The organism is Paraburkholderia sp. SOS3, assembly GCF_001922345.1.
Classification (GTDB): Bacteria; Pseudomonadota; Gammaproteobacteria; order Burkholderiales; family Burkholderiaceae; genus Paraburkholderia.
This window is the reverse complement of sequence record NZ_CP018812.1, coordinates 197,961-215,157: the sequence shown is the minus strand read 5'-3', so window position 1 is coordinate 215,157 and position 17,197 is coordinate 197,961. Positions and strand designations below refer to the sequence as shown.

The 17,197-nt window shown below is 60.9% G+C and carries 15 protein-coding genes; 13 read left to right on the top strand and 2 right to left on the bottom strand.

Going from position 1 to position 17,197, the window contains the following annotated elements; genetic code table 11:
- Positions 1 to 21: 21 nt before the first annotated feature.
- Positions 22 to 600, bottom strand: coding sequence for a UbiX family flavin prenyltransferase (locus BTO02_RS21025; RefSeq protein ID WP_075159197.1), 579 nt, complete (start codon positions 598 to 600; stop codon positions 22 to 24).
- Positions 601 to 960: 360 nt separating this feature from the next.
- Between BTO02_RS21025 and BTO02_RS21020 the strand changes: the two genes are divergently transcribed.
- The 4 genes from BTO02_RS21020 to BTO02_RS21005 all read left to right on the top strand — a co-directional run bounded on the left by BTO02_RS21020 (position 961) and on the right by BTO02_RS21005 (position 5,887).
- Positions 961 to 2,052, top strand: coding sequence for a porin (locus BTO02_RS21020; protein ID WP_075159196.1), 1,092 nt, complete (start codon positions 961 to 963; stop codon positions 2,050 to 2,052).
- Positions 2,053 to 2,273: 221 nt separating this feature from the next.
- Positions 2,274 to 3,713 (top strand): MFS transporter, encoded by a 1,440-nt coding sequence (locus BTO02_RS21015; RefSeq protein ID WP_083615293.1) that lies wholly within the window; start codon positions 2,274 to 2,276, stop codon positions 3,711 to 3,713.
- A gap of 46 nt (positions 3,714 to 3,759) precedes the next feature.
- Positions 3,760 to 5,385 carry a methyl-accepting chemotaxis protein gene (locus tag BTO02_RS21010; RefSeq protein ID WP_075159195.1) on the top strand — a complete coding sequence of 542 codons (1,626 nt, stop codon included), beginning with the start codon at positions 3,760 to 3,762 and terminating at the stop codon, positions 5,383 to 5,385.
- A gap of 160 nt (positions 5,386 to 5,545) precedes the next feature.
- Positions 5,546 to 5,887: a BON domain-containing protein gene (locus tag BTO02_RS21005; RefSeq protein ID WP_075159194.1), complete on the top strand. Its 342-nt coding sequence runs from the start codon at positions 5,546 to 5,548 to the stop codon at positions 5,885 to 5,887.
- A 329-nt stretch (positions 5,888 to 6,216) separates the two neighbouring features.
- Here the strand turns inward: BTO02_RS21005 and BTO02_RS21000 are convergent, their stop codons facing one another.
- Entirely contained in the window at positions 6,217 to 7,617 is a 1,401-nt protein-coding gene (locus BTO02_RS21000; protein WP_075159193.1) for a GntP family permease, read from the bottom strand.
- A gap of 255 nt (positions 7,618 to 7,872) precedes the next feature.
- Here BTO02_RS21000 and BTO02_RS20995 point away from each other — a divergent pair, with 255 nt between their 5' ends.
- The 9 genes from BTO02_RS20995 (at position 7,873) to BTO02_RS20955 (ending at position 17,155) form a co-directional block, all read left to right on the top strand.
- Complete coding sequence (locus tag BTO02_RS20995) at positions 7,873 to 8,496, top strand: BON domain-containing protein (protein ID WP_232243626.1); 624 nt, start codon at positions 7,873 to 7,875, stop codon at positions 8,494 to 8,496.
- 162 nt (positions 8,497 to 8,658) lie between these two features.
- Positions 8,659 to 8,889, top strand: a complete 231-nt coding sequence (locus BTO02_RS20990; protein ID WP_075159192.1) for a hypothetical protein — start codon at positions 8,659 to 8,661, stop codon at positions 8,887 to 8,889.
- A 500-nt stretch (positions 8,890 to 9,389) separates the two neighbouring features.
- A complete protein-coding gene (locus BTO02_RS20985; protein ID WP_075161241.1) occupies positions 9,390 to 9,596 on the top strand; it encodes a hypothetical protein in 207 nt (68 codons plus the stop codon).
- Between the two features lie 107 nt (positions 9,597 to 9,703).
- Positions 9,704 to 9,994: an H-NS histone family protein gene (locus BTO02_RS20980; RefSeq protein WP_075159191.1), complete on the top strand. Its 291-nt coding sequence runs from the start codon at positions 9,704 to 9,706 to the stop codon at positions 9,992 to 9,994.
- A gap of 446 nt (positions 9,995 to 10,440) precedes the next feature.
- Positions 10,441 to 11,007, top strand: a complete 567-nt coding sequence (locus BTO02_RS20975) for a fimbrial protein (RefSeq protein ID WP_075161240.1) — start codon at positions 10,441 to 10,443, stop codon at positions 11,005 to 11,007.
- A 77-nt stretch (positions 11,008 to 11,084) separates the two neighbouring features.
- Positions 11,085 to 11,651, top strand: coding sequence for a fimbrial protein (locus BTO02_RS20970; protein ID WP_075159190.1), 567 nt, complete (start codon positions 11,085 to 11,087; stop codon positions 11,649 to 11,651).
- An 83-nt stretch (positions 11,652 to 11,734) separates the two neighbouring features.
- Entirely contained in the window at positions 11,735 to 12,481 is a 747-nt protein-coding gene (locus BTO02_RS20965; protein ID WP_075161239.1) for a fimbrial biogenesis chaperone, read from the top strand.
- A gap of 228 nt (positions 12,482 to 12,709) precedes the next feature.
- Positions 12,710 to 15,352 (top strand): fimbria/pilus outer membrane usher protein, encoded by a 2,643-nt coding sequence (locus BTO02_RS20960; RefSeq protein ID WP_075159189.1) that lies wholly within the window; start codon positions 12,710 to 12,712, stop codon positions 15,350 to 15,352.
- A 201-nt stretch (positions 15,353 to 15,553) separates the two neighbouring features.
- Entirely contained in the window at positions 15,554 to 17,155 is a 1,602-nt protein-coding gene (locus BTO02_RS20955) for a peptide chain release factor 3 (RefSeq protein ID WP_075159188.1), read from the top strand.
- Positions 17,156 to 17,197 lie beyond the last annotated feature (42 nt).

The following is a 17,197-nucleotide window of genomic DNA, read 5'->3' as shown; positions in this document are numbered from 1 at the left end:
GCATGACGGGAGGCATGCCGGCTACATGCCCCAGCGATGCACGACCGAGGTCTCGATGCCGAACAGGTCGAGCACGCGGCCGAGCGTATGGTCGACCATATCCTCAATCGATTCCGGGTTCGCGTAGAATGCGGGCACCGGCGGATAGACGATCGCGCCCGCTTCGGTGACGCTCGTCATGCTGCGCAGGTGGCCCAGATGCAGCGGCGTTTCGCGCACCATCAGCACGAGCCGGCGGCGCTCCTTCAAGGTGACGTCCGCGGCGCGCGAGAGCAGCCCGCTGGTCACGCCTGTGGCGACTTCCGATAGCGTTTTGATCGAACAGGGCGCGACGATCATGCCCATCACGGGGAACGAGCCGCTCGAAATGGCGGCGCCGATGTCGGTGTTCGAGTAGCAGACGGTTGCGAGTGCGCGCACGTCGGCGACGCTGTAGTCCGATTCGTGCGCGAGCGTGACCTGCGCGGAGCGGCTCATGACCAGGTGCGTTTCGATGTCCATCTGGCGGAGCAATTGCAGGAGCCGCACGCCGTATACGACGCCCGATGCTCCGCTGATGCCGACGACCATGCGCCGCGGCGGGACTGCCCTGACTTGCATTCTGTTCTCCTCCGCGAGAGCGGATTTTTCCCGTTTCGAAACTCGTTTTGATCGCGCGGATGGTAGCACGCGCAATAGCGGCGATTAAAGACGCGTAATCGGTTTTTTCGGGATCCCCTGGTAAATACCCCAGGCGAGTATTCGCATTGTTCTATCGATTGATAAATATTTCACGATTCAAAATCGTAAATGACATCGCTAAACTTTGCGCTGCGTCAACAGACTGTCGACGCGCGAAGCGAATCAACTGGAGACGATGACGCGAAGCGCGGGTCTTCACGCACGACAGACAGCCGTGCCGGTCAAGGAGACCACGGCCGGACACGATAACAACATCGCAAAACAATATTTGGAGGCAAGTTGAAGACACCATTGCTCGTCGGCGGATGTGCCGCGCTATTGAGTTGTCCTGCGCTCGCGCAGTCGTCTGCCACGATATACGGGAGTATCGATACGGGTATCGACTTCGTGACGAACGCGCACGGAGGCCATCTGGTGCAGGAATCGGCAGGCAAACGGACGCCCGACCGCTGGGGTTTTCTGCTTCGGGAAGACTTGGGCGGCGGCAACTCCGCATTCGCGCGGCTCGAATCCGGCTACCTGTCCAATACCGGGGCGCAAATCAACCCGAACAGCTTCTTCAACCGCGATGCGTACGTCGGGCTTGCGAATGACAAGTGGGGCTCGCTCAGCTTCGGCAATATTCCCGACTACATCTACGAGTACGTCGGTGCCTTGAACAACTCGGTACCGGGTATTTCGTCGTTCTATACGATCGGCAATCTCGACGGACTTGCTAATACGCATCCGCTGAACAACTCGGTGAAGTACCAGACGATCAATTTTCACGGCTTTCAGGCCGGCGTGATGAACAGTTTCGGCAACCAGGCCGGCGATTTCAGCGCGGGACGGCAGTACAGCTTCGGCGTGCGATACGGGAACGGCATCGTGAAATTCGGCGCCGCGTACACGATGTCGCACAACCGTACGGCGGATGTGTTCGGCGTTTTTAGCCTGACGTCGCTGCTGGGCCAACCGCTGCGCGCCGGCGTGCAGTTCAACGCAAGCCGCTACAGCACGATTGCCGTGGGCGGGTCGGTGGTGATCGGCGCATTCACGCCACACTTCACGTACACGGACGTCAAGCTCGAAAACGCGCAGGGCGCGGAGCACGAGCGCAACTATCAGACCGGCGTGAATATCGATCTGAGCGGCGGTGCACACCTTTACATACTGCGCGTGACGTACGACCACTCGACGTTCGACAACCTTGCGTTCAATCAGTACAACCTGTTTTTTACCCACTACCTGTCGAAGGTGACGCAGGTTTACGCGGGCGTCGGCCTGCAGCGCGCGTCGGGACCGAATGCGCACGCCGAACAGTTCGGCTATCTCGCGTCGAGCTCGAATACACAGACGGTTGGGCGGATCGGCATCAACCATATGTTCTGACGTGGAGGCGCTATGGCGTGACGAGAGGTGAGAGATAAGCGGCTTTATTCACTTTTTTCTATCTCTTCATTGCTATTTTTTGATTCTGCCGCTGCACGGCGAGCCTTATATTGTGGCTCCCGGGCAGCGGCGCTGCAACGGGCAGAAGCAGGATCATGAGGAGAACACGGCAACGCACACGCGTGAATGCGCGGTGCGCTGACGACGCATATGGAACGCACATGCAAGCAGACCGGACATTCAATATCGCGACACTGGTAGAAGAACAAACGACGGGGCGCTTCGCCGTCGGGCTGTTGTTCTGGTGTTTCATGATCATGCTGATGGACGGCTACGATCAGACGGCCGTGTCGTTCGCGGCGCCCGCCATCATCAAGGAGTGGCATGTCGCGCGAGGCGGATTCGGTGCGGTGTTCGGCGCGGGCCTGCTGGGCACGCTGATCGGCTCGTTTATCTTCGGATATATCGGCGACCGTTTCGGCCGCAAGAAGGCGATCGTTTCGGGCAGCCTGTTTTTTGGCGCACTGACGCTCGCATCGGTTTGGGTCACGTCGTTGAACGAATTGATGCTGCTGCGCTTCATCGCCGGCATCGGTATGGGCGGCGTGATTCCGAATTCGGTTGCGCTCGTGGCCGAATATGCGCCGAAGCGTTTGCGCGCGACGTGGGTCACGTTGATGTTCTCGGGCTTTTCGATCGGGGCGGGTTCCGGCGGGATCGTTTCTTCGTCGCTTATTCATCGTTATGGCTGGCCGGTGATGTTCGTGGTCGGCGGCGGCGGATCGCTGCTCGTCGCCGTGCTGCTGATTTTCACGTTGCCGGAATCGGCGAAGCTGCTGGTGGTGCGCCAGCGCAGCGTGGATGCGGTGCGCAAACTCGTCGCGCGGCTGCGCCCGGAGTTGCAGATTCCCGCGGATGCGCAATTCGTCGCGGGTGAAGTGCAGGAGAAAAAGCGCTTCGTGCTGAAGCTGATTTTCTCCGACGGCCTGGCCGGCATCACGCCGTTGCTGTGGATCGTGTTTATCGTTAACTCGATGACGCTCTACTTCCTGCAGAACTGGTTGCCGATTCTGATGGAAGGCATCGGCATCAATCCGCAAGGCGCGGGGCTCATCACGACGATGTTCTCGGTTGGCGGAGTGATCGGCGGCCTCGTGCTGTGCCGTTTCGTCGACCGCCACGGCGTGCTCGCGATTATCTCGCTGCCCGCGCTGGGCGCCCCGGTCGCCGCCGCGCTCGGCTTCACGACATCGCAAGCATGGCTGATGCTTGCCGTGTTTGCGACGGGCTTCTGCGTGGTCGGCGCGCAATATGGCTTGTACGCGGTGGCCGGCATGATTTATCCGACTTCGTTCCGCTCGGCGGGTGTCGGCAGTGCCATTTCGGTCGGTAAGATCGGCTCGGTATCGGGGCCTGTGATCGGCGGCTTGCTGCTGTCGATACATTTGCCGATCGCACAGCTTTTCTATGCGGCTGCACTGCTATTCGTGGTGACGGCGGTGTTTTCGGCGGTCCTGTCGGTGCTGTATCGCGTGCGTTTCGGCTCTCAACATGCCCGCGATGTGCAACCGAACACCCAGCAGAACAAGGCCCAACCTGATGCGGTTGCCTCCAACGCGGTAGAACCGATGCAAAGAAGTTCAGTGCTCGGCGATTCATAATCGGCCGATCCAACCTATAAGAAGATGAATACGGGGACCTGATTCGATGACGTACGCTCTGGCCGCCGATGCGGTTGACGCATCACATGACGACGCCGCTGCTGGTTCAAGCGGCCGCTTCACGCCAAGACGCCGCCGCGCCTTCACACTGCAAGCGCGCATTGCGCTGACGGTCGCTTTGCTTGCGGCCTTGATGCTTGCGATCGGTGGCTTCGGTCTGCAAGGCGGTTACACGGCGAACCGTGCGAATCGCGACACGTATCAGAACAAGCTTGCGGCCACGATGCATATCGGCGCGGCCGAACTGTTGATCGCGCGCATGCGTCTTGTGCTCGGCGCGGCAACGGCCAACGTCGACGATGCCGTGACGCGACGCCAGATTGCGCGTGCGACCGAATACCTTGCGCAATCGGACGACGCCTGGCGGCGCTTCGTCGGACAGCCGCACGAGCCGGGCGAAGCGTCCTTGATCGAAGCGGCGAACCAGCATCGCGAGGCATTGCGCAATGCAATGCTCGCGTTTATGGACGCGCTGAAAAAGGGCGAACGCGCGGCGGCCGACCGCATCGGCACCGTGCAATTGAGCCCGCTCTTCAACGACTTGACCGTTGCCGACGAAACATTGAAGCGCACGCTTTACACGAATGCGCAACGCCGTTACGAAGAGGCGGAACATTCGTTCAGAACTTTTCTGATCGCGTCGTCGACGTTGATCGCAATCGGGCTGTTGGCCGCCATTGTCGGCTGGATCACATTGCGCCGCGCGATCATGCGTCCGCTCGAGGATGCGCTTGGCCATTTCAATGCGATCGCGGCCGGTGACCTGAGCCGCAGCATCGAAACTCGCCGTGCGGACGAAATGGGGCAATTGCTTGCCGGCTTGAAAACGATGCAGGTGCAACTATCGAAGACGGTAACGGCCGTGCGCGACAGTTGCGAAGCGATCGGCACCGCGACGCGTGAGATTGCTGCCGGCACGCTCGACCTGTCGACGCGCACCGAAGAGCAGGCGGCTTCGCTCGAAGAAACCGCGGCGAGCATGAGCGAGCTGACCGCAACCGTCAAGCAGAACGCCGACCATGCGCAGCAGGCGCGCGGTCTGGCCGATGACGCCTCATCGGCCGCGCAAAGCAGCAGTGGTGTGATTGGCCGCATGACGGACACGATGAGCCGCATCGACGTGAGCTCGCGCAAGATCGCCGATATCACCGGCATCATCGACGGCATTGCGTTTCAAACCAATATTCTCGCGTTGAATGCTGCCGTTGAAGCGGCACGCGCCGGCGAACATGGCCGCGGTTTTGCCGTGGTCGCCGCGGAAGTGCGCGCACTTGCCCAGCATTCGTCGTCCGCGGCGAAACAGATCGGCGAGTTGGTCGCCGATTCGGTGAGTGCCGCGGCCGACGGCACCGGGTTGGTCACCGAAGCCGAGCACGCGATGCAGCAGGTGCTCGGCACAGTGCAACGCTTCGCGCTGGTGATGAACGCGATCGTGGCGGCCGCGCTCGAACAGCGCACGGGCATCGAACAGGTCGACACGGCGATCAGTCTGATGGATTCGATCACGCAGCAAAACGCTGCGCTCGTGGAACAGGCGAGCGCAGCGGCCCAGGCGCTCGATCAGCAGTCGCAGGACCTCGCACGCCAGGTCGCGGTGTTTAGCGTTCGCTGAATCTCTGCGGCACGCTTCGATTTGCCCTGTTGGCGGCTTGCTTCCTTACGTGGCAAGGCCGCACAGGGCTTCTCTGCGGATTTCTTCCGAATCGCCTACAGTGCTAAAAATCAGGGCCGTTTCCGCCGATAACGGCGACAACGCGCAAAGAGGAGGCGATATGAAACGAAGGATCATTCAGGTGCTGTTGCTAACGGCCGGCTTGGCGCTCGCGATTCCACCCGCGCTCGCGCAAAATGATGCAGCGACGACTGCTGCCCCCGCGCAGTCGTCGAAACAGGCGGACCGGGCGCTCGCCAAAGCAGTGCGGCGCGCTTTTAGCAAGGCTCAGGGTTTCGATGCGTCGGGCGTGTTCGTCAAGGCGCGCGGCGGTGCGGTCACGTTGAGCGGCAGCGTGAAGGACGGTTCGCAGATTGCTCAAGCCGAACAGATCGCTCGCTCGGTGCCGGGCGTGACATCGGTGTCGAACAAGCTGACGTTGTTTCACGGCGGCAACGGCTAGGTAAAGGCTAGGTAAAGGCTAGGTAACGGCGTCGCTGCACACTGCGGTCGCGGTCGGCTTACCACGGGCGCGACAGGATGGCGTTTGCGGCGCCGGGAGAATATTTGCGTGAGCGCCGCATGGCGCTGGAGGAGGCCGTGGCGGCGCTCGCGCCGCACATGGTCGTCCACCGGTTGACCGATGTTTGACGGTATCGATCGGCGCGCGGCAAGAGGAAGGGCGTAGGCTTGGTGCTCCTCTGCATCGCCGAGGCACGGCAAACGGCGTCAAGGCGGCGTATGCCGGGCAGCGGACCGAAGCAGGCAGCCCGGTCCGCTTTCGCGACTGCTTTAAACCAGTCCGGTTGCGTAATAGAGCGCGATGACGAAAAACACCGCGAGCGTCTTGATCACCGTCACAGCGAAAATGTCGCGATACGACTCGCGGTGCGTGAGCCCGGTCACCGCCAGCAGCGTGATGACCGCGCCGTTATGCGGCAGCGTATCCATGCCGCCGCTTGCCATGGCCACCACGCGATGCAGCACTTCCATCGGAATATGCGCGGCCTCCGCGCTTTTGATGAACAGATCCGACATCGCGGCGAGCGCGATGCTCATCCCGCCCGACGCGGAACCGGTGATGCCGGCCAGCGAACTGACGGACACGGCGGCATTGACGAGCGGATTCGGAATGCTCTTCAGCGCATCGCTAACCACGATAAAACCGGGCAGCGCTGCAATCACACCGCCGAATCCATACTCCGATGCGGTATTCAACGACGCGAGCAGTGCGCCCGCTACCGCCGCTTTGGTGCCGGTTGCAAAGCGTTCGCTCACACGGCCAAACGCGGTTGCCACAACGAGCAGAATGCCGAGCAGCAGCGCACCTTCGACTGCCCAGATCGCAACCACTGATTTGATCGTCGCGGTAACGGGTGCATGCACGCCCGGCAATACGTCGGGCGCGACGGTGTACGACGCGCCGTACCATTGCGGCAGCCAGCGTGTGAGTGCGAAGTTCGCGACGCCGACGAGCACGAGCGGCGCGACCGCCAGCAGCGGATGCGGCAATTGCGAGGTCTCGACGCGCTCCGGCTCGTTGACGAGCGACGTGCCGTAGCCTTCTCCTTTGGCCATCGCCGAACGGCGCCGCCATTCGAGAAACGCGAGTCCGACGACGATGATGAACAGCGACCCCGCGATGCCGAGGCCCGGCGCGGCCCACGCGGTGGTTTTGAAGAACGTGGTTGGGATGATGTTCTGAATCTGCGGGGTACCCGGCAGCGAATCCATCGTGAACGAAAATGCGCCGAGCGCGATTGCGCCCGGCATCAGGCGTTTCGGAATATTGCTCTGCCGATAGAGTTCAGCTGCGAACGGATACACGGCAAACACGACGACGAACAGCGACACGCCGCCGTACGTCAGCAGTGCGCAGACCGCGACGATCACCGCGTTCGCGCGCGAGCGGCCGATGTAACGGATCGCGGCCGCGACGATCGATTCGGAAAAGCCGGAGAGCTCAATGACCTTGCCGAATACGGCGCCCAGCAGAAATACCGGGAAGTACAACTTGACGAAGCCGACCATCTTTTCCATGAAGATGCCGGAAAAGACCGGCGCGACGGCTGCAGGGTCGGTCAGCAGCACCGCGCCGAGCGCGGCGATCGGCGCGACGAGAATCACACTGTAGCCGCGGTAGGCGGCGAACATCAGAAATGCCAGAGCGGCAAGGACGATGACAAAGGACAAGGGGCGTCTCCAAAACTTCGTTTTCCACATCGGCTGTGAACCCGCCGTGGGCGCGCGACCGGTGGGTGCCGCTCGGGCCCACGCCGCTGCCGGCGCCCGTTTCGACAGATTCCGTGCCCGCGCTTTCGCGAGGCTCATGAGAATACCCGATTTACGTTGTGCTGACGGTCGAGAAATTAAGCGTCGGGCGGGACGCAGGTGCTAATGATCGTGCTGGCGAGGTGCGCCTGTGCCGACACGGCGTGAGGAGGAGGAATGACACACTCGGGTAGCCGACATCGCCGTATGCGCATGGGCGTCCCCGGCCGGGCGGTCCGCGCGTTTTTGTCCGTGGCGGCAGCGCTGTGCCTGTGCCATGGCCTGCCGTCGTACGCGGGCCCGCTGGCTTCAGCGGCTGCATCGGCCGCCGTCGCGCCGCCGCTCGAACGCAAGAACTGGTTCAACGACCCGTTCTTCGCACTGTCCCACACGCTTCCCGGCTGTCCGCTTCCGCTAGGCCCGCTGATGACCCGCGCGCAGATGGAGGACGACGCGCATTACCGGGTCGAACGCGGCACGACCTGCTGGCTCGCGCACAAATGCACGAAACCGAACTCCTATATGTACGATCAGCCGATTGCCGAGGCGATCCGCGCGCATTTCGCCGATTCCCGCCAGTTCGACGGCACGAGCCTGTGGATCACCGTGCAGCGTCGCTTCGTCTACGCCGAGGGGTGCGCGCCGGCGTCATTCGACCGGCAGGCGCTGCGCCAGCAGCTCGAGGCGATTCCGGACGTCGAGCAGGTGTTTATCCGCGTAGGAACGGGCGTGAGCGCGCCTGCCCCCTACAAGACGCTTGCCGCGCCGGACCGGCCAACCGGCGCCGACGATGCGCAATGACGCAATGTAGCGCTCGCATGGCACAATCTCATCGTCGAAAAACAACAGGTCCAACAGGTCCAACAGATCCAGGCGGGGTTGCCCATGAAATGCAGTCAGGTCTCCGGCAGTCAATTATTCGAGGCGGCGCGTACGGCTCGCGCGTTCGGTCCGGTTCGAGCCATGTGCACCGTGGCCGCGCTGGCGGCAGTGTCCGCTCTGGCCGGCTGCGGCAGTAGCGCACCGTTGTTTGCATCCGACGGTCGTCCGACGACGCTCGTCCAATGTACGAACGGCTCGGATTCCTGTGACCAGCAGGCGGCGGCCAGTTGCAGCGGCGCGGGCTATGAGGTCGTACGCCAGACGGTGGAAAGCGGTGTTCGTAATCTGCTGTATGCGTGCAAGGGCAAATAGAAGCGGAACGTGCGCGAACCCCGGGAAACGCGCACGAGTCGCGACTCGCGTCTGGCGCGTCTGCACCGCGACAAACGGGTGAAAGCCGATTGGATTACCCATTGTCTGATTGCTGACTCGCTTATTCCGAAATTAGCGGCTTTTTTCCTAGTCAATCAGCATAATTTGCCGGACGTCGGATTTTATTTCCTGTCGATTCATTGAGCGAACCAGGCGCTCGTTCTTATTTCCTCCTATACAGCATGCGCGCCGGCATGCGAGGCAGTCGGACTGACGACTTCCGTGCGGCGGGCAACGGACACCTTCAGATCGACGTCCTATATTCGTTCGCAGTCGTTCGCGGCGACGATGCATGGCAGATCGAGCTGGCGTGCCGTTTCATGCAATACCGGAAAGACGTTCGAAAAAATAATAGACACGTGAAATGGTGCAACTGGTTTTCAGTAATACCGTTTTCGCAAAGACGAACGACTCGAGATACGGTCAATACGGGGAACGCGATGAATCACGATCAAATCGAAAAGGACATTGAGCACCTTGAACGGATAATTCCACGCATTTCGCCTAATGATGGCATTCCGTTGTCGTATTGGCGAAATCGTATCAATTCGGTTTCCGGCGCGGTATTGGTGCCGGCGCAGGTGGACCGCGTCAAGAAGCTCAGCGAGGCCTTGAAGGCGCTCGAGGCACGCGCGCGAAAGACCTGATCGCGCTCACAAAAGCGCTTTGTCGGGACAATACAGGCTACCCGGCACTTTTTGTGTCTGGTACGGTCACATCTGCCGTACTCGACACTGAAAGGAGACGATGCTCGATGGCCACATATAAGCAGCTGACTGCGCAACTCGAAAAACTTCATAAGGAAATGTCGCTTGCGCGCGATAAGGAAGTCGCGCAAGCCATTGCCGACATCAAGGAGAAGATTGCCGAATACGGCATTACCGCCGAGGAGCTCGGTTTTTCGAGCAAACGCCAGGCGACGCGCAAAGCGGCTCTTCCGCCCAAGTACCGGAACCCGAAGACTGGCGAGACCTGGAGCGGCCGCGGCCGCGCCCCGGGCTGGCTGGCTGGGAAGAATCGCGACCGGTTCCTCATCGAAGAGTAGCCGGCGACGCTCGCAGCATCGCCTCGCGCGGCACGCGCTTCGTGCCGCGGAGCCGGTTGTCGTGTAACGACGCTGTCGTATAGCAGCGCCATTCATTTCCCGAATATCCTCACCTTTCCCGCTGGACGCCGCCGCACCGGGCAACCGATGCGGCGTTTTCTTTTGCGCGACTCCCGGAAATCCTCACCTTTGCGACGCTTGCCTCCCATCGCGCCTCAATCCTTTGCCGAGACAAACATCTCAAATTTAAGAGTCGTCTTACGGACTCTTAGTCGCGACATTTTTAAGATTCTGTTCAACCTGATGACTGCTTCAGCGCTGCAACGAAGCCTCCGATCACGAGGTGTCAGCGACGCGGCAATCAGGAACGGTGCCGCCAGACGATAGGAACTGAAGCGATACCGATCTCAACCTGCATTTTCGCTTTCGGAGTGTCAAACATGAACATGAAACTGCGCCTTTCCACGCTCGTTCTGGTTGCGGGTGGTCTCTTCTGTATCGCATCGATCAATGCTCGCGCCGCTGACGGCACGATTACGATCCAGGGTTCGGTATCGGATACGACGTGTTCGATCAACGGCGCCGCATCCGGTACGCCGGCCGACATTTCGGTCACGCTGCCGACGGTCCAGGCAGGCTCGCTGGCGTCGGCGGGCGCGGTCGCCGGCACGTCGAACATGGGCGACATTCAGATGGTTCTGAGCGGCTGTTCCGGCGCGGCGACGAAGGCTGTCGCACGTTTCGAAAACGGCTCGACGGTTGACCAGTCCTCCGGCTACCTGAAGAACACGGCGGGCACGAACGGCGCGCAGAACGTCCAGGTGCGTTTGCTCAATGCGAGCATGCAGCCGATCAATATCGTGACCGGCCAGAACAACGATGTCGCCAGCAACGGCACGGCGATTACCGGCGGTTCGGCGGTGCTCAAGTATTTCGCGCAGTACTTCGCGACGGGCAAGGCCGAGGCGGGCAATGTGTCGACGTCGGTGCAATACACGATGCAATACCAGTAAGTCATGGATAAAGGGCGTCGCAAGTGCGATGCCCTCCTGGCGTTTGCAATCTTCTTCGATCTTTTCTGGAAATAGGCATGAAATCTCGTCTTTCTACGCTCGCATTCATTTCAGCCGGTGTGTTCGGCGTGGCGTCGCTCAATGCCCATGCAGCGGACGGCACCCTTGCCATTCGAGGCGCCGTTGCGGATACGACGTGCTCGATCAACGGCGTCGCGTCCGGTTCGCAGACCAACATCGACGTGAACCTGCCGGTGGTCCCGGCGGGTTCTCTGGTGGTCGCCGGCGAGGTTGCCGGTACGTCGCACATGGGCGACATCCAGATGTCGCTCAGCGGTTGCACGGGACTGGCCACGAAGGCGATCGCGCGTTTTGAGAACGGTCCGACGGTCGATCAGGAGACCGGTTTTCTGAAAAACGAATTCCTCGGCAACGGCGCGAAAAACGTTGAGATTCGTTTGCTGAACGATCAGCTTCAGCCGATCGACATTCGCAACGGCAACAACAACAGAATCTCCGAGAATGGCAAGCCGATCACCGGTGGCTCAGCTATCCTTAATTATTTCGCGCAATATATTGCGACCGGGAAAGCGGAAGCCGGGCCCGTCACGACTTCGGTCGAATACACGATGCAATACCAGTAAAGATTTGAAAAGGCGTTTGCAAACACAAACGCCTTTTTAAGCCTCAATTTTTGAGATGCGATTCCGCGGCAAAGGTGAATGCGATGAAATCTTTCGTTCAGACAATGATCGCGGCTGTCCTCGCCGGCATGGCTCTGATCGGCGGGGCGAACGCGAGCGTGACAATCGGCGGTACGCGCGTCATCTATCCGCTCGATCAGCGTGAAGTCACCGTCAAGCTCGAAAACGACAGCAAGAATCCTTCGCTCGTGCAGGTATGGATGGACGATGGCAACGCGGATTCGAAGCCGGGAGAAGCGAAAGTGCCGTTCGTGATCACGCCGCCGATTTTCCGGATGGACCCGCGCAAGGCGCAGATGCTGCGCGTGATTTTCAGCGGCGATGCCGCGCTGCCGCAGGACCGCGAGTCCGTTTATTGGCTCAACGTGCTCGATATTCCGCCGAAAGCCGAACAGAAGGCTGACACGAATTCGCTGCAGTTTGCTTTCCGCACACGCATCAAGGTGTTCGTGCGGCCGCCGAAATTGCCGGGCAGCCCGGACGACGCGCCGCGTCAGCTCGAATGGAAACTCGTGCCGGCGCCGCAAGGAAAAGGACAAGCGCTGTCCGTGTCGAATCCGACGCCGTATTTCGTTTCGTTTAGCGAGGTCGACGTCGTGAATGGTTCGCAAAGCTGGCGCAATGAAGCGGGCGGCATGGTGCCGCCGCTCGGTACGACGGTGCTGGCGATGCCGAAGATGGATGCGGTGTCTGGGGCCGCTACGGTTCGATATACGGCGATCAACGATTACGGCGGTGCGTTGACGGGCGACGCACCATTGCATCACTGAGCGCGGTTCTTCTTCGCGGCAGGGCAGTCGCCCTTGCCCGCTTTCGATTCCTAACGTTTCTTATAAGCGTCAGATTTTGTGCTCCGAACGCTGATCGGACGCGAAGTCGACGCGTGTCTTAAAAGGTCATCTCATAAATCGGACTCGTCCTAGGTACTTCGTTATCTCGAAAAAATAACATCGGTTTGAGCTTTTCGAGATAGCAACCACCTATTCGATGTTCGCCGAATGAAGACCTCAAGCCGTCAACAGTCGCACCTGAATCTCAAGATCGATGCAGTCGCATCCACTCTCAAGCCAATCACGACGGTCGTGTTGTCCGTTTTTGCGGTATTGGGCACCGCACAGGCGGCAGATGCACCGACTTCGTCTCATAGCGCCGCCAGTTCGAACGCGGCAGTTTCATTCGATACGACATTCCTGCAGACCGATCCCACACAAAAGCTCGATGTCGCGCGTTTTGCGCGTGGCAATCCGGTTTCGCCGGGTGTGTATTCGGTGGACATCTGGGTCAACGACGCACGCGTCGCGCACGAGGACGTTCGCTTTGTGCCGGCGCAAACAGGTGAAAGCGCGCGTCCGTGTCTTAGCCGGAAGTCGTTGCAGGGGTTCGGCGTCGACTTTGCGAAAGCCGCGGCCGATACAGGCGCAAAGCCGAGCGCCAACGATGACGCATCGTCAAACGATGCCGGCGAATGCGTCGATCTCGGCGCTGTGGTGCCGGGCGCAACGGTCGAGTTCGACTTCTCCGAGCAGAAGATCGTCGTGACCGTGCCGCAGAAATATATGCGAAATTCGGCGCGCGGCTATGTGCCGCCCGAGATGTGGGAGCAGGGCGTGAACGCGGGCTTCGTCAGCTACAACGCGAACGCCTACCGTGCGGACGGCTCTGGCATGCATTCGACGCAGGAGTACCTGGGCCTGAACGCAGGCCTCAATCTCGGCGCATGGCACTTTCGCCACCAGTCGTCCGTGACGGCCGCGACGGGGCAGGCGACGAGATTCGATAACGTGGCGACTTACGTGCAGCGCGACGTGGCGAAACTGCGCTCGCAGGTCACGCTGGGCGACGCCTATACGACGGGCGACGTATTCGACAGCGTGTCGTTTCGCGGCGCGCAAATTGCCACCGACGACCGCATGCTGCCCGAGTCGCTGCGCGGTTACGCGCCGGTCGTACGCGGCACGGCCGAGACCAATGCACGCGTAACGGTGCGCCAGAACGGTCAGGTGATCTATGAAACGACGGTTTCACCCGGCGCGTTCGAGATCGACGACCTCTACGCCACAGGCTACGGCGGCAATCTCGATGTGACGGTGACCGAAGCCGACGGCCGCACGAAAAGCTTTACGGTGCCGTATGCATCGGTTGCGCAATCGTTGCGGCCGGGCACGACGCGTTTCGCGTTCACAGCAGGCCAGTTGCGCAACGACGCATTGCAGACGAAGCCGAACTTCGCGCAGTTCACGATGCAGCGCGGCCTGACGAACATGCTGACGGTCTATGGCGGCGCGATCGTGTCGAACGGATATCTCGCGGCAAACACTGGCGCAGCGTTCAATACAAAATACGGCGCATTCTCGGCGGACGTGACCGCATCGCAAACGCAGGTGCCCGGACAAAATGCAATGCATGGCACGAGCCTGCGGATCGGTTACAGCAAGTTCATCGATCCGACCGACACGAGCATCACGGTGGCGGCCTATCGCTATTCGACGGCCGGCTACATGAGCTTTTCCGATGCGGCCACACTGCGTGACGCGGCGTTGCACGGCGGTGACCTGAGCACCGTGGACCGCGAGCGCGGCCGCATGCAGGTGACGATCAACCAGAACCTGAAGGATCGCGGCAGTGTGTTTTTCACGGCCTCGACGCAGCACTACTGGAATCGCAGCGGCAGCGATACGTTCTTTCAGGCAGGCTATTCGAATAGCTACAAGTACGGCACCTACAGCATTACTGCGGGGCGCACGCGCAACTCGGACGGGTCGATGTCGAACGAGATCATGTTGAGCACGACGATTCCGCTCGGCCACACACAACATGCGCCGATGCTGACCACCAATCTGTCGAAGAACGGCGATACCTCGAATCTGCAGGCCAGCGTGAGCGGCACGGCGGGCGAGAACAATCAGCTGTCGTACAACGCGTATGGCACATATGGACAGAGCGCGGGCTCGGGAAGCGGCAATGCAGGCGTGAGCGGCGTGTATCGCGCACCGTATGCGCAGGTGACTGCGTCGGCGAGCGCAGGCGCGCATTCGGCGCAGGTTTCCGCGGGGGTGAGCGGCTCGATTGTCGCGCACCCGGGCGGCGTGACATTCTCGCAGACGGTCGGCGATACGTTCGGCGTCGTGGAAGCGAAGGGCGCGGAAGGCGCTCGCGTGACGAGCGCGCAAGGGGTCAAAGTGAACCGTAGCGGTTACGCGGTCGTGCCGTATCTGACGCCGTATGGCATGAATACCGTGGACATCGATACGAAGGGCACGTCGACGGATGTCGAATTCGAATCGACGTCGGAGCATGCGGTCCCGCGCGCGGGATCGGTCGTGATGCTGAAGTACAAGACGGTGGCAGGCCGCGCCGCATTGATTCAGGCGCCGCGGCTCGGTGGCGAAGCGTTGCCGTTCGGTGCCGAGGTGGTGGACCAGAATGGACGCAACGTTGGGGTGGTGGCGCAGGATAGCCGGATTTTTGTGCGCGGCCTGGAGGATCACGGCGCGTTGGTGGTGAAGTGGGGCGACGAGGCGGGGCAGCAGTGCCAGGTGAATTACGCGTTGCCGAAGCAGAGCGGGAAGGCTCCGGACGCCTATTTGTCGGTACAGGCACATTGCGTGGGAATGACGTCGATTCAAGCGCAGGCAAAGTAATCGCCGAATGCGCCTTCGACGTCGCGCGGGGGCGCGGTTCGGCATGCTTCTGGAAGCCGGGCCTTTACGACTTGTTGGCTAAAGCCCGTGTATCATCGCGCTTTCGGTCTTTTCTGCCGCCCTTTTTGCAGGAGATTGCCACCGCTATCGCGGTGAGCCCTGCTGTCGCGCGGCGACGTGCCCAAGCGGGCTTTTTTACCCATGTCACTCTCCGAACTCCAGCGCCGCCGCACGTTTGCGGTTATTTCCCACCCTGACGCGGGCAAAACCACGCTCACGGAAAAGCTGCTGCTTTTCTCCGGCGCAATCCAGATCGCCGGCACCGTGAAGGGCCGCAAGAGCAACCGCTACGCAACATCCGACTGGATGGAAATCGAAAAGCAGCGCGGCATTTCCGTTGCCAGCTCGGTCATGCAGTTCGAGTACGGCGACGCGGTGATCAACCTGCTCGACACGCCGGGCCACGAAGACTTCTCGGAAGACACCTACCGCGTGCTGACCGCGGTCGATGCCGCGGTGATGGTGATCGACGGCGCGAACGGCGTCGAAGCGCAGACGCTGAAGCTGCTCGAGGTGTGCCGCAGCCGCAAGACGCCGATCGTCACGTTCATCAACAAGCTCGACCGCGAAGTGCGCGAGCCGCTCGAACTGCTCGACGAAATCGAACAGCACCTCGGCGTCGCAGCCGTGCCATTTACGTGGCCTATCGGCATGGGCAAAGATTTCCAGGGCGTCTACGACATCCAGCGCGATCAGGTCCGCGTATTTCGCGCAGGGCGAGACACGCTGGGCGGCGACGTCGAAACGTTGCAGGCTATTAGCGATGAAGATGGCGAACGGCGTTTCGGCTACGCCTGGACCAAGGCAAAGGACGAAGTCGATCTGATCACGGGCGCCACACCGACGTTCGACCGCGACGAATTTCTCGCGGGCCAGCAGTCGCCCGTGCTGTTCGGATCCGCAATCAACAACTTCGGCGTGAAGGAAATCCTTGACGCGCTTGTCGATCTTGCGCCGCCGCCGTCCGCGCGCATGACCGTGCAACGCCCGGTTCGACCCGACGAGCCGAAATTTACCGGTGTGGTGTTCAAGGTGCAGGCAAACATGGACCTTGCGCACCGCGACCGCGTCGCGTTCATTCGCGTGTGTTCCGGACGCTTCGAACGCGGTATGGCACTGAAGGTCACGCGCTCGAACAAGACGTTCCGCGCGAACAACGTCGTCACGTTTCTGTCGCAACGCCGCGAAACCGTCAGCGAGGCGTACGCGGGCGACATCATCGGTATTCCGAATCACGGTACGTTGAGCCTTGGCGACACGCTGACCGAAGGCGAAGACCTTCAGTTCGTCGGTCTGCCTTTCTTTGCCCCGGAAATCTTCCAGACCGTCGAAGTGGTCGACCCGATGCGCGCGAAGCAACTCGGTGAAGCGTTGAAGCAGCTCGGCGAAGAAGGCGCGATCCAGGTGTTCAAGCCCGTTGTCGGCGGCCTGATGATTCTCGGTGCGGTCGGTCAGCTGCAGTTCGAAGTCGTGTCGCACCGGCTTTCGACTGAATATAAGGTCGACGTGCGCATGATGTCGGCACGCTACAAGATGTCGCGCTGGGTCACGTGCGACGATGCGGGCGAACTGCGGCGCTTTCTCGATTCGTATTCGGCGCGCATCGCGCTCGACGCATCCAATGCGCCGACCTATCTGGCCTCGCATATCTCCGAGATCGAAGTCGCGCAGAAGGCCTGGCCGAAGATCGTCTTCAACGAATTGCGCGAGCGCTCGGGGGCGCCGTTCACGAAGGCGATCTGATCCGACCGCAGCACCTTCGCAGGCCGATCTGCGCTCCGATTT